Below are 12,682 nucleotides of genomic sequence, written 5' to 3'. Positions count from 1 at the left end.
GCGATGACCCTCGAAGCCGTGCTCGTCGTGGCCGCCGCGCTGTTCGGCATCGGTGTCTACGGCGCGCTCAGCCAGCAGTCGTTCGTGATGCTGATCATGGGCCTCGAGCTGATGATCAACGCCGCCATCCTCGCCCTGGTCGCCTTCTGGGCGCGCACGGCCGGCGGCAACCCCCAGGGCCAGATGCTGGCGATCGTCTTCATGACCGTGATGGCGATCGAGATGGCGCTCGGCTTCGCCCTCGTCACCAACGTCTACCGCGTCCGGCGCGCAGACATCACCGAGAAGCTTCGGCGGCTGCGCGGATGAGCGTGCTCGCCCTGCCGCTCTTGCCGCTCCTCGCCGCCGGGCTCCTGGTGCTACTTCGGCGTCGGAGCGGGCTGCTCGGTCCGCTCGCGGTCGGGGCGCTCCTTGCGACCCTCGCACTGGGCGGGTGGACGGCGGCGGCCGAGCCGGCCGTCCGCTGGCGCTGGAGCCCGGCCATCGAGCTGGGACTGGCGGTCAGTGGCTTCGGGCGCGTGATGGCCGTGCTCGTCCCGCTCATCGCGGCGCCGATCGTCGCCTACGCGGCGGTGAGCGAGGAGGGGGGGCGTGCCCGTCTGCTCGCGCTGCTGCTGGCCTTTGTCGGGGCGATGGAATGGCTCGTCCTGGCGACCGACTTCCTGACGCTGTTGATTGGCTGGGAGCTGGTCGGCGCCGCCTCCTGGGCGCTGATCGCCCACGACTGGCGGAACCCCGAGGCGCCGCGCTCGGCCACGGTGGCCTTCGTCACCACCCGCGTCGGCGACCTGGGGCTGTACGCGGCGGCCGGGCTCCTGTTCGCGGCTACCGGGAGCTTCGCGTTCGACGGGCTGAGTCTGGCCGGACGCCCGGCGTTGGACGCGGTTGCCGCCGGCGTGCTGCTCGCCGCGACGGCGAAGTCGGCCCAGCTTCCCTTCTCCTCATGGTTGTTCGCGGCGATGGCCGGCCCCACCCCCGTGTCGGCGCTGCTCCACTCAGCGACGCTGGTGGCGGCCGGCGCCTACCTGCTGATCCGCCTGGCCCCGGCGCTGGCGTCGGTCGGCTGGTTCCTGCCGGTGGTGGCCGGCGTCGGGCTCGCGACCGCGCTCGCGGGCGGGGTCGTCGCGACGGTCCAGCCGCACGTCAAGCGGGCACTGGCGGCCTCGACCTCGGCGCAGTACGGGCTGATGTTCGTCGCCGTCGGCACCGGTGCGACGGCCGCCGCCGGTGCGCACCTCGTGGCTCACGCGGCCTTCAAGTCGCTCATGTTCCTGGGTGCTGGCATCGCCATGCACGCGGTGGGCACCGGTGACCTGGCCGGCCTGCGGCTCGGCCGGGCGCTCCCGCGCGTCGCGGCGCTGTCGGCCGTGGGGGCGCTGGCCCTGGCGGCCGTGCCGCCGCTGGGGGGCGCCTGGACGAAGGAACAGATCGTAGCCGCCGCGGTGCACGCCTCGCCCTGGCTCGCGGCCGGCGTCTTCCTGGCGAGCTTCCTGAGCGCGGTCTACGCCGCCCGCTATCAGCTCCTGGCCTACGGCCCCCCACCGGCTAGACCGGCGGGTGGGGGCGAGGCCACCGCGCAGGCGCCTCACCACCGTCCGGGCGCGGTCGAGCTGGCCGGCGTCGCCGCGCTCGCCGGGACCACCCTGCTCCTGTCCGCGCTGTGGCTACCGGGTGCTGGGTCGGTCGTCGAGGCGGTGGCCGAGCGGACGTTGGGAGAGGCGGCTGCCTGGGAGCTCGGCGTCGCCCTCGCCCTCATCGTCGCCGCCTTCGCGCTCGTCTGGGGGCTGGACCGGGGCGGTCGCCTGGCGAGTCTCGGCCTGCCGTCCGCGTTGCACGCGCGCGCCGCCGACTGGCTGGGCCTGCCTCTCGCCACCCGCCTGCTCGTGGTGAACCCGGTCCTCAGCCTGTCCCGCGCGCTGGCCTGGGGCGACGCGCGCGTCGTGGACGCCGGGGTGCGCGGGGTCGCGGTGCTCGCCGCCGCGCTGTCACGCCTGTTCTCGCGGCGGGCTGAGTGGACGATCGACGGCGCCGTCCGGGCCACGGCGCTCGGCACGCTGCGGCTTGCCGGCGGCTCGCGGGTGGCCGACGAGGCGGCGATCGACGGGGCAGCCGTCGAAGGAAGCGCCCGGCTGACCGGCCGCGCCGGTCACGCCAGCCGGCGGCTCCAGACGGGCCTGGCCCACCACTACTACGTCATCCTGGCGGTTGGGCTGGCCGTGATGGTCGCCGTCCTGCTGCTGGTTCCGGCGCTGGTGTAACGAGGGGAGCCTGCCTGTGCTGACCGCCGCCATCTTCCTCCCGATCCTGGCCGCCATGGCGTTCGCCTTCGTACCGAGGAGTGTGTCGGGCGCTCTCGCCAGCGCGGACGACGCGCCCGCGGCGCCGCCCGAGGGGCACGTCCGCGCCACCGAGCGGCGGCTCCAGGCGGCGGCGACGGCCGTCGCCGCCGTGCCGCTGGTCCTGCTGGTCGTGGCCTGGCTGCGGTTCCAGGGCACCGGGGCGTTCGAGCTGGTGGAGGCCGTCGCGTGGATCCCCACGCTCGGCGTCGGCTACCGCGTCGGGGTTGATGGGCTGTCGCTGCCGCTGGCCGCGATGACCGCGCTGATCTTCGTCGTCTCGATTGCCTACCCGGTCGACCTGCGCGGACGGCCCCTCCCGTACTTCGCCCTGATGCTCTTCCTCGAGGGCGTCTCGCTGGGGCTCTTCCTGGCGCTGGACCTGTTCCTCTTCTTCGTCTTCTGGGACGTCTCGCTGGTCGGGATGTACTTCCTGATCGGCGCCTGGGGGCACGGCGACGCACAGCGCTCGGCGCTGAAGTTCTTCATTTACACGTTCGCCGGCTCGCTGCCGCTGCTGCTGGCGATCCTCGGCCTGTATCTCGCCGCCGACCCGCGCACCTTTGACCTGGCCGACCTCGGTCGCCAGCAGCCCCTGGCCGGCGGCGGGCTCTACGCGACGCTGGTGTTCCTCGGCTTCTTCATCGGGTTCGCCGTCAAGACGCCGCTGGTGCCGTTCCACACCTGGCTGCCGCCCGCCCACGTCGACGCTCCCGCCCCGGCCTCGGCGGTCCTGGCCGGTGTGCTGCTGAAGATGGGCACCTATGGCTTCGTGCGGGTCATGCTGACGCTCATGCCCGATACGTTCGCCCGCTTCGCGTTCCCCCTCGCCCTGCTCGCCGTCGTCGCGATCGTCTACGGCGCGCTGGTCGCGCTGGCCCAGTCGAACCTGAAGCGGCTGATCGCCTACACCAGCGTCAACCACATGGGCTACGTCATCCTCGGGGTCGCGGCGGCCGGCGCGGGGTTCGGGTCGGCCGAGGCACGGGCGATCGCGCTCGTCGGCGCGACGACCGAGATGGTCGCCCACGGGCTGATCACCGGCGCCCTGTTCTTGATCAGCGGCTCGATGCTGCTGCGCGGCGGGACCTACGAGCTGGACGCCTACGGCGGGCTGGCGGCGCGTGCCCGGTTCCTGACCGGCCTGACGGTCGTCGCCGCCTTCGCCAGCCTGGGGCTGCCGGGCCTGGCCGGTTTCGTGGCCGAGTTCCAGGTATTCGCCGGCACCCTCTCGGTCTACCCCTGGCTCGCCGGCGTGAGCCTGCTCGGCATCGTCGTCACCGCCGCGCTCTTCCTGCGGATGCTTCAGAAGCTGTTCCTCGGCCCGCTGCCCGAGCGCTGGAAGGCGTTCCCCGATCTCGGCCCGGCCGAGATCGGCGCGCTCGGCGCCTTGCTGGTGCTCGTGATCGCCATTGGTGTCGCCCCGGCCTGGCTGCTCAACATGATCGACTCCTTCGCCGGGCCGCTGGTGGGACGCCCATGAGGTGCCTGCCCGTGATCCGGCCGCCGCTACCCCGCGACAGGAGCGTGTGCCCGGTGCTGCGCCGCACGCCGCCGCGCCACGCACCGCGCCGGGCGCTCGCCCGAACGCCGTAGGCCAGACCGATGGACATGACCGCGAACATGGCGGCGATGGTCGCCGACGTGATCCCGGAGATCGTGCTGGTCGTCGGCAGCGTCGTCGTGCTCCTCTACGCGCTCGCGGCCCCCCGGCGGCTCCAGGCCGGGGCCGCGCTGCTGGCCCTGGCGACGGCGGCGCTCGCGACCGTCGCCACCCTGGCGATGCTCGGCGGCCCGGAGTACCTGACGTTCGCGGACACGTACGCGCGCGACGGGACGGCGGTCTGGGGCAAGCTGATCGTCCTGGCCGGCACGGTTGGCGCGATCGGCCTCTCGGTGCCCTGGTTCGAGTCCGATCACCGACATGGCGAGTACTACGCGCTGCTGCTCCTCTCCGCGCTCGGTGCCGTGTTCCTGGCCGGGGCGACCGACCTGAAGCAGTTCGTGATGGCGATGATGCTCTCGTCCGCGACCGGCTTCGTGCTCGCCGCCTACCACCGCCGCTCCTCGCCGGCCTCGGAGGCGGCGATCAAGTACTACCTGGTCGGCGCCTTCACCAGCGCGAGCATGCTGATCGGGGTGGCCTACCTGTTCGGCCTGGCCGGGTCCACCACGCTGTCGGGCCTGACGCGCGGGCTCCCGACCGGCGGGCTGGCCCTCGCGACGGGCGCAGCGCTGGTCATCCTGGCGGTGACTTTCAAGATCGGCGCGCTGCCGGCCCACGCCTGGGTGCCGGACGTGGCCCAGGGGGCACCGGCGCCGGTCGCCGCCTTCGTCACCTCGATCCCGAAGGTCGGCGGGCTCATCTTCCTCGCGCGGCTCGTGCTCGCGCTGCCGACGGAGTCCGTCGAGTGGCGACCGCTCGTTGCCGTGCTGGCGGCCGCGACGATGACGCTCGGCAACCTGGCCGCCCTCTGGCAGAACGACGTGCGGCGGCTGCTGGGCTGGTCGGCCGTCTCCCAGATCGGGTACGGGCTGATGGCGGTCGTAGCCCTCGAGCGGAGCGCCCTCGCGGTCCCGTCGCTCTTGTTCTTCCTGCTGGCCTACGTCGTCGGCAACGTGGCCGCGTTCGGCGTGGTGGTCGAGCTGCGCGGGCGAACGGCGCTTGGCGAGTTCACCGGGCTGGCCCGGGCCCGCGCCTGGCTCGCCGGCGCGCTCGCGGTCAGCTTCCTCTCGTTCATCGGCGTCCCGCCTCTGGTCGGATTTGTCGCCAAGCTGCTGCTCTTCGGGGCCACCATCGAAGCTGGCTACACCTGGCTCGCGGCGCTGGCGGTCGTGAACACCGTCGTCTCGATCTTCTACTACGCGCGGGTGCTCGGCCCCGTCTACTTCGGTCCGCTCGCCGGGCCGGTGCCGGTGCTCGGGCGCTGGGCGGCGGTCGCCACGCTGGCCTGCGCCGCGGCGCTCGTCCTGGTCGGCATCGTCGCCGAACCGTTCTACCTCGCGTTCACCAGAGCCGGTCTCCTGGGAGGCTAGCGAGTCACACGCCGGTCGGCCCGGACGCGTGATGGGCAGGAGGACTCCATGACACGCCAGCAATCGCCACCAGCCGCCGCGACGGACCGGTACATTCCGGCGTTGAGCTATCGGTGGCTGACGCCGCTGTACGATCCGCTGGTCAGCCGCGTCATGCCGGAGCTCGCCCTGAAGCGTCGGCTCGTAGAAGGCGCCCGCGTCGAGCCCGGACAGCGCGTCCTCGACGTCGGGTGTGGGACCGGCACGCTCGTCATTCTGGTGAAGGAGCGGCAGCCCGAAGCCCAGGTGGTGGGGCTCGATCCGGACGACCGCATCCTGCGGCGCGCCCGTGCCAAGGCGGCGCGGCGCGGGCGCGAGGTCACGTTCGAGCGCGGCACGGCGACGCGGCTGCCGTACCCAGATGGGTCATTCGACCGGGTGCTGACGACGCTCGTCCTGCATCACCTGAAAACGGACGACAAGCGCCGCGCCTGCCGCGGGATGCTCCGCGTGCTCCGGCCCGGAGGCGAGCTGCACGTCGCGGACTTCGACCGCCCGCACACAGGGCTGATGCGCGCGATCTCGCTCGTCACCCGCCACTTCGAGGAGGTCGGCGACAACATCCAGGGCCTTCTCCCGTCGATGGTGTGCGATGCCGGGTTCGAGGAGGTACGGCGGACCTCGCGGCTGGCGACGGCCTTCGGCACGGTCGCCATCTACACGGCGATCAAGCCCGAGGATCGTGGTCCGCGAGCTCTCGGCTCGATAGAAGAGCGGGGGTGAGCGGGTGGACCTGCGCGGGCTGGTCATGTCCTGGTACGCCGTCCTGAGTGCGCTCAACGCCGCGGTGGTCGACCCGGTCCGCTCGCTCGGGGACGGCATCGGCATCCCGCTGGTGAGCGCGCTCCTGTTCGGGCTGCTCGGGGCGACCAGCCCCTGCCAGCTCACCACGAACGCGAGCGCGCTGGCGTATGTGGTCCGCGGGGCCGGCGAGCGGCGATCTGTCGCGGGCGGGGCGCTGGCGTACCTGCTCGGCAAGGTGCTGGTCTACACCGTCGTCGGCGTGGCGGTCATCCTGCTCGGGCGGGAAGCCGCGCAAAGCTCGATCCCGGTTGTCGTGGCGGCGCGCAAGGCGCTTGGGCCGCTGATGATCCTGCTCGGGCTGCACCTGCTCGGCTGGCCGCCACTGCGCTTCACGGTTGGCCAGGGACTCTCGGAGTGGCTCGAAGCGCGGGCCGGGCCGGGCACGAGCGGCGCATTCGTGCTCGGCGTCGCCTTCGCGTTCGCCTTCTGCCCGACGCTGTTCCTGCTGTTCTTCGGGCTGACGATCCCGCTGGCGCTGGCCTCGCCGGTCGGGATCGTCTATCCGGGCGCCTTCGCGCTCGGCACGACCCTGCCGCTCCTCGGCCTGGCGGCGGTGCTGAGCGCCGGTCTCGGCGCGACCCGAAGCTATCTGGCGGGTGCGCGGCGCCTGGATGCGTGGCTGCGGCCGCTCGCGGCGGCGGTGCTCCTGCTGGCCGGAGCGAACGACACCCTCGTCTACTGGTTCCTGTAGCGTGCCGAGACGGCACTGGCTCGGCCTGATCGAGGCGCGACGCATCGGCGACGTGACTGAGCGCCCGTTGGCGCAGGCGCGACGTGGTGGATGAGCTGATCGCCGGAACCGGCTACCTCGGCCTGCTGCTCGTCAGCTTCCTCGCCGCGACCCTCCTGCCGATCTCATCAGAGCTGGCAGTGGCGCTCATGGCGAGGTCGGGGTATGACTCTGTGCTGACGGTTGCCGTGGCGACCCTTGGCAACTCCCTCGGCGCGATCGTGAACTACTGCATCGGGGCCGGCGCGGCCCGCTCCCTGGCTCGCCACGTGGGCACGTCGTCCGACCGGCTCACCAGGGCTCGGACGACCTACGAGCGGTGGGGGGCGCCGATTCTCTTCTTCTCCTGGCTACCCGTCATTGGCGACCCGCTGACCGTCGTCGCCGGCGCCGTGCGGCTACCGTTGCTCGTCTTCACGGTCTGGGTCGTCGCCGGCAAACTGGCGCGGTACGTCGCCGTCATGGTCGGAGCGCATCACGTCCTGTGAGCGACACGGTGGCCTGGCCCCGTGGCTAGGATGCACGTGCGAGGTAGCAGCATTGCCCCGATCCCTCCCGACCAACAGCTCGGTTAACGGCGGCTTCGGGGCAGATGGCGGCTGGGCACTCTTCAAGGCGGGTTGCTCCTGGTACTCCCAGGCAACGCCCGACACGGAACGCTGCACCAGGGATAGTTGAGGGCCAGGCAAGTGCTGCCTGGCCCTCGTACGTTGGGCTTGGGATCACCTGGAATCGCGTACGCCGACGTGAGAAGCCTGGACTCCTTCCAGTCAGGCTGCCGGACGGTCGCGATCGCGGCCCACGGGCCACCACGACACCAGTGAAAGCCGCACGCCGTTCGGAAGTCCGAGCAGACTACCTCGCCACAATTCGAGGTGAGGTAGCTGCTCACTCACCAACCCCGGGCTGCAGGGATTGGCGGCCGCAGCCGCCGCGGAGTGCGCTCTCTCAGCGGCGTGCGCGAGCGCCATGTATCGCTGGCGTCGAGGTCGGTCAAGGTATGCCCAGGACACAAGGCCGAGGAAGAGGGTCACTGGCCCCAAGACCATCAACCAGACCGATGCGCTCGGTGGGGGCGCTTCGGCGGCCTGGACTCCCGCACCGCGCATCGGACGGGTCGCCTGCGTGGGGCGGGTCCCTCCCTGTCGGCGCGGTATCAAGCGCAACCGGGTCGCCGCCCGCTGCCCGAGCGAGGAGCTCGGGCAGCGGTGGTGGCGCGCTCTCGGATGACCGCTCGACGGTGGGCCTGATGGAGAGCGCGGTTGCGGTCAGCGCCCCGGCCAGGGCCAGTAGGGCGACGCGAGTTGTCACGCTCGTCATGAGAGCTCCATCCCCGTCCCTACACGCGGTGGGCCATCGGGAGGGTGAAGAGATAGACGTTCACCAGTCCGAAGATGACCAGCACCACGAGCTGGGGCACGAAGGCACGGAGGGGCGTGGCCTGGCCAGGACTGCGCTGGGCGATCTTGTAGGCGGTGAAGATCGAGCCGCCGATGCCGAGCGCGAGCACGGCGAACTGCATCGCCTGGATGGTCGGGGTCGAGACCAGGGCGGCGTCCCCCGTCACGTACGTGCCGGCGAGGGCGGCCGTGTTGAAGAGGATCGCCTTGCCCTCGGCGAACAGGTGGAAGAAGTTGTGGGCCATGTGCCCGGCCAGGTCCAGCGGGATCACCGCGTACCCGAAGCGGGCGAACGTCCGCGCGATGTCCTCGCCGGTCTGGGCGCCGGTCAGCTTTGCCGCCGCCAGCATCAGCACGAACGGGACGGCCATCGCGACCAGGAAGACCGACGTGAAGGCCGCCACCCGGCTGCCAAGCAGGACGCCCTGGAGCGTCGTCATCAGCGGCTCCCAGAACGAGAGCATCGTGATGTTCTGGACCAGCACGATCCCGACGATGACGACCGCCAGGAACGCCTCGGCGAACTTCGGGCGAGCCAGGAACCAGAGCTCGCTGGTGGGCTTCCTGAGGAAGAGCCGCAGCGAGCCCTTCTCGCACGACTTGATGCAGGCCGCGCAGAAGTTGCAGTTCGCCATGTTGTTCATGGTGCGCGGCACTTCGAAGACGGGGCAGCCGGGGATGCCGTCTCTTCCCTTGTAGCAGTACTGGTCCTTGCAGGTGGCGCAGATGTCCGGGGTCGCCTGGAGCTGGATGCCCGAGGTCCGCGCGTAGTTGCCCGAGAGGCCGCCGAGGAAGCAGAGGTAGCGGCACCAGGTCCGTCGCTCGAAGAAGACGGCCGTCACGACGCTGGCCGTCACCAGCAGCCCGAGCAGGTAGCCGGAGCCACGCGGCGACTCGACGATACCGAAGACGTGGTCGGCCCAGGTGATCAGCAGGAAGACGGCGTCGATCACCCAGATGCCGTACTTCTTCAGGAATGCAGGCACCGGGCGGCCGAGGCCGGCGACCTTCTGGACCAGGTCGATGGTCGTGCCGAAGGGGCAGATCCCGCACCAGAAGCGCCCGAGCGCGAACATCGCCAGCGGGATCAGCGGCCACCAGAGCACCCAGGTCAGGCTGGTGCCGAGGTTCGCCGAGGCGGCGGCCGGCCCCCAGAGCAGCGAGTAGATGATGTAGCCGAAGACGACCAGGACCGGGTAGGTGAAGACGGCCGGGTAGTAGCGGCTCTGGAGGAACCCCAGGACGAGCGGGTTGTCGAGCAGGCCGCGCGAGTGGGGTGCTGGCGCGGCGGCCGTCAGGATGGTCAAGGGGGTGGGGGCGCGCTCGGGGCGCGCCGGCTGTCGGAGAGCCATCGATCCGCTCCTTAGCGCGTGGTGCGCGAGCGTGGGTCGCGCGAGCGGGTCGGCTCCCGACGCCGCTGGATCATGCCGAAGAGCATTGAGCCGAAGATCAGGCTGCCGCTGACGCCGAGATACAGGCGATTCGGGCCGCCCTGCTCGACCTGGACCGGCGCCTCACCGACCATCTCCTCGCCGTGCGCGTCACGGATGACGAGGCGCGCGGTCCAGGTGCCGGTCGAGGGGAGCGAGACCGCGCCACGCGCCATGTACTCCTGAGTCTCATGGCCGTGGTCGGCATCCGCCGCCGCCGGCCCGGCCTCGTCATGTCCGGTGGCCGGACTCGGCGAGGACGCGGTAGTGGCGTGGCCGTCCTGGGTGCCGGCCCCGTGCGGATCGGCGGCAGCCGGGCTCGCCGCGTGGCTGTCGACGGCGGTGGCGAGCTTCGCCTGCACCGGGGCGCCTTGGCTGTCCCGTGCGGCCGGTGCCGTCACGCTCGTCCCGTGGCTCTCCGCGGCGCCGTGGGCGTCCCTGGCTACCGTGCCATGAGTGTCGGCCTTCGCCGAGGACGCGGCCGGCGCGGCGGCGTGGTCGTCGGCAGGAACAGACGCATGGTTGTCCTCACCATTCGGGGCGCTCGCTTCGCCACCGCCGTGGCCGCCGCCCGGCCCGTCCAGGACGATGACCGGGCCGAGCGGGACGGCGATCTGCTCGCCGCGCGGACCGATGAGCATGAGGCTCACCCGGTGATCGGCCGTGAGGTCGCCGATCTCGACGGTCAGGGTGTTGCTGCCGGTCAGCAGCGACGGCGAGTCGTTGTGGACGGCGGCCCGGTGGGGACCGACCTCGATGCTGGCGACCTTTGGCAGGCCACCGCCCGCGAGCGCGGGTGTGGTGCCGGCCGCCAGGAGCAGCGCGGCGACGGCGACAGCGGTTCGACGCATCTCTTCTCCTCTCGGGAGTGTGCCTCGTCGCGGGGCCGTCCTAGAGCCTGTTATGAACTTTGGGCCACGGCTTCCGTAAAGTGGGGGCATGAGCGATGTCACTCCCGCACGGAAGTCGTACCCGAGTGATGTGAGCGACGACGAATGGGCGTTTGTCGCCCCGTACCTGACCTTGATGACGGAGGATGCGCCGCAGCGAACGTACCCGCTGCGGGAGGTGTTCAACGGACTGCGCTACATCGTGAAGACCGGTGGGCAGTGGCGCTGGATGCCGCACGACCTGCCGCCGTGGCCGGTGGTGTACCAGCAGACGCAACGCTGGCTGGCGGCTGGCAGCTTCGAAGCGATCATCCATGACCTGCGGGCGCTGCTCCGGTTGGCGGAGGGGCGTGCGCCGGAGCCGACGGCGGTGATCTACGACAGCCAGACCCTCCAGAGCACGCCCGAGAGTGGGGCGCATGCCAGCTACGACGGGGCCAAGCGGCGGAAGGGGAGCAAGGTGCATGTGGCGGTCGATACCCTCGGCCACCTGCTGGCCCTGCACGTCACGCCGGCCAACGACCAGGATCGCGCCCAGGTGGCCGAGTTGAGTCGGCAAGTGCAAGCTGTGACCGCCGGGACGGTGGAGGTGGCGTTCGTCGACCAGGGCTACACGGGCGCTGACCCCGCCGAGGCGGCCCTGGCCCACGGCATCCGCCTCGAGGTCGTCAAGCTGCCCGAGGCCAAGCGTGGCTTCGTCCTCCTTCCCAGGCGCTGGGTCGTGGAGCGATCCTTCGCCTGGAAGTCCCGCTTCCGACGCCTCGTCCGAGACTACGAGCGCCGCCTCTCCGTCCTGGCCGGTCTGCATCTCGTCGCCTTCGCCTGCCTCGAACTCGCCCGCGCTACTGCCTACTTCGGCCTGACGTAAGTCCATAACAGGCTCTAGACGAGACGGCCCCGCGACGAGGCGCCGGGCACCATCGCGCGGCGGGACGAGTGAGGCTTCGCTAGTAATACGGACCGGCCCTGAATCCACGCTGAGCCGCACCTGAGGGTTGCCTGAGGAGCAGCCTCCCCGCCGACCAGCGGTATGGAGTCAATCGCCCGCTGTGACGGTGCGGGCCAGGGCATGTGACTGGACTCACCGAGCCGGATGATGACGAGGGCGGCGGGATCTCCCGCCGCCCTCGTCGCTGTGAGCAGCCCACCTGACGAACCTGCACCGCGCACCAAGCCGTCGCCAGCTCTCGCGGCTCCCGCGTGCGACCTACGCTGCCGAGGGTACGGCACGGGGCCGGGGGCGCGGCACGAAGGCCGGCGTGGCGGCGGCGTACTGCACGTAGGCGTCGCCGAACATGGCCATGGCGTCCCGCTCTTCGCGACGGGCCAGGCGGGCGTACATCGTGACGAGGATTGGGAACATGGCAAGCGTCGGCAGCGTGGGCCACTGAAGGAGGAAGCCGGCCATGATCAGGGTGAAGCCCACGTACTGCGGATGACGCAGACGCGCGTACGGGCCAGTCGTGGCGAGGCGTCCCGTGCGCTGGGCGGCATACAGGACCTTCCACGAGGCGCCGAGGAGGATGAACCCGGCGACGATGACCAGATCGCTCACCAGATGGAGCGGGCTGGTGTGCGGGTCGCCGGGCAGACCGAGCATGGTCTGCCAGAGGTGCCCGCCGTTGTGGGTCAGGAGATTGAGCTCGGGGAAGCGCCCCCCCAGCCAGCCCGCCAGGAGGTAGATGGTCAGCGGGAACCCGTACATCTCGGTGAACAGGGCGACCACGAAGGCCGCGAAGGCGCCGAACGAGCGCCAGTCCCGGGGCGAGCGCGGGCGGGTGAAACTGAACGCGAAGATCAGGAGCACCGCCGAGTTCACCACGACGATCGGCCAGAGGCCGTAGGCGGCGGGTTCATCAGGCATGGGAGTCTCCCGAAGGCAAGGTCATTGGGCCAGTTCTCTTGTCGTTCACGCTCAGCGTACCGGCCGATGCTGTGCTGGCCCTGAGAGGCCCCTGAGGATGTCCTGAAGAGCGTCGGGGGCGGCACCACGGAGGCTGCTGGCATGACAGGCCGG

The 12,682-nt window shown here is 71.2% G+C and carries 11 protein-coding genes; 8 read left to right on the top strand and 3 right to left on the bottom strand.

Annotated elements, in window-relative coordinates; genetic code table 11:
• Positions 1-3: 3 nt before the first annotated feature.
• The 7 genes from nuoK (at position 4) to IT306_10045 (ending at position 7,433) form a co-directional block, all read left to right on the top strand.
• Entirely contained in the window at positions 4-309 is a 306-nt protein-coding gene (gene nuoK, locus IT306_10075) for an NADH-quinone oxidoreductase subunit NuoK (protein MCC7368759.1), read from the top strand.
• Complete coding sequence (locus IT306_10070; protein ID MCC7368758.1) at positions 306-2,258, top strand: NADH-quinone oxidoreductase subunit L; 1,953 nt, start codon at positions 306-308, stop codon at positions 2,256-2,258. Before nuoK ends, IT306_10070 begins: the two co-directional genes overlap by 4 nt.
• A 55-nt stretch (positions 2,259-2,313) precedes the next feature.
• A complete protein-coding gene (locus IT306_10065; GenBank protein MCC7368757.1) occupies positions 2,314-3,819 on the top strand; it encodes an NADH-quinone oxidoreductase subunit M in 1,506 nt (501 codons plus the stop codon).
• Between the two features lie 149 nt (positions 3,820-3,968).
• A complete protein-coding gene (locus IT306_10060) occupies positions 3,969-5,372 on the top strand; it encodes an NADH-quinone oxidoreductase subunit N (GenBank protein MCC7368756.1) in 1,404 nt (467 codons plus the stop codon).
• 48 nt (positions 5,373-5,420) lie between these two features.
• A complete protein-coding gene (locus tag IT306_10055) occupies positions 5,421-6,134 on the top strand; it encodes a methyltransferase domain-containing protein (protein ID MCC7368755.1) in 714 nt (237 codons plus the stop codon).
• Between the two features lie 4 nt (positions 6,135-6,138).
• Positions 6,139-6,906, top strand: coding sequence for a sulfite exporter TauE/SafE family protein (locus tag IT306_10050; GenBank protein ID MCC7368754.1), 768 nt, complete (start codon positions 6,139-6,141; stop codon positions 6,904-6,906).
• Positions 6,907-6,992: 86 nt separating this feature from the next.
• Entirely contained in the window at positions 6,993-7,433 is a 441-nt protein-coding gene (locus IT306_10045; GenBank protein ID MCC7368753.1) for a DedA family protein, read from the top strand.
• A gap of 851 nt (positions 7,434-8,284) precedes the next feature.
• Here IT306_10045 and IT306_10040 read toward each other — a convergent pair.
• On the bottom strand, positions 8,285-9,697 hold the full coding sequence (locus IT306_10040) for a 4Fe-4S binding protein (GenBank protein MCC7368752.1): 1,413 nt from the start codon (positions 9,695-9,697) through the stop codon (positions 8,285-8,287).
• An 11-nt stretch (positions 9,698-9,708) separates the two neighbouring features.
• The gene (locus IT306_10035; protein MCC7368751.1) at positions 9,709-10,626 is read right to left on the bottom strand and encodes a hypothetical protein; all 918 of its coding nucleotides are present in this window, start codon (positions 10,624-10,626) and stop codon (positions 9,709-9,711) included.
• An 88-nt stretch (positions 10,627-10,714) separates the two neighbouring features.
• Here IT306_10035 and IT306_10030 point away from each other — a divergent pair, with 88 nt between their 5' ends.
• A complete protein-coding gene (locus tag IT306_10030; GenBank protein ID MCC7368750.1) occupies positions 10,715-11,533 on the top strand; it encodes an IS5 family transposase in 819 nt (272 codons plus the stop codon).
• Positions 11,534-11,872: 339 nt separating this feature from the next.
• Here the strand turns inward: IT306_10030 and IT306_10025 are convergent, their stop codons facing one another.
• Positions 11,873-12,529, bottom strand: coding sequence for an isoprenylcysteine carboxylmethyltransferase family protein (locus IT306_10025; protein MCC7368749.1), 657 nt, complete (start codon positions 12,527-12,529; stop codon positions 11,873-11,875).
• Positions 12,530-12,682 lie beyond the last annotated feature (153 nt).

This window comes from Chloroflexota bacterium (genome assembly GCA_020850535.1).
In the GTDB taxonomy this organism is placed as follows: domain Bacteria; phylum Chloroflexota; class UBA6077; order UBA6077; family JACCZL01; genus JADZEM01.
Note: the sequence above shows the minus strand (reverse complement) of the source record. Positions and strands in the feature narration are given on the sequence as shown.

What these genes read in the sequence shown, in the direction of transcription:
- IT306_10070 (MCC7368758.1), top strand. Translation starts at nt 306, where the DNA reads ATGAGCGTGCTCGCCCTGCCGCTCTTGCCGCTCCTCGCCGCCGGGCTC.
- IT306_10055 (MCC7368755.1), top strand. Translation starts at nt 5,421, where the DNA reads ATGACACGCCAGCAATCGCCACCAGCCGCCGCGACGGACCGGTACATT.
- nuoK (MCC7368759.1), top strand. Translation starts at nt 4, where the DNA reads ATGACCCTCGAAGCCGTGCTCGTCGTGGCCGCCGCGCTGTTCGGCATC.
- IT306_10025 (MCC7368749.1), bottom strand. Translation starts at nt 12,529, where the DNA reads ATGCCTGATGAACCCGCCGCCTACGGCCTCTGGCCGATCGTCGTGGTG.
- IT306_10065 (MCC7368757.1), top strand. Translation starts at nt 2,314, where the DNA reads ATGGCGTTCGCCTTCGTACCGAGGAGTGTGTCGGGCGCTCTCGCCAGC.
- IT306_10060 (MCC7368756.1), top strand. Translation starts at nt 3,969, where the DNA reads ATGGTCGCCGACGTGATCCCGGAGATCGTGCTGGTCGTCGGCAGCGTC.
- IT306_10030 (MCC7368750.1), top strand. Translation starts at nt 10,715, where the DNA reads ATGAGCGATGTCACTCCCGCACGGAAGTCGTACCCGAGTGATGTGAGC.
- IT306_10035 (MCC7368751.1), bottom strand. Translation starts at nt 10,626, where the DNA reads ATGCGTCGAACCGCTGTCGCCGTCGCCGCGCTGCTCCTGGCGGCCGGC.
- IT306_10040 (MCC7368752.1), bottom strand. Translation starts at nt 9,697, where the DNA reads ATGGCTCTCCGACAGCCGGCGCGCCCCGAGCGCGCCCCCACCCCCTTG.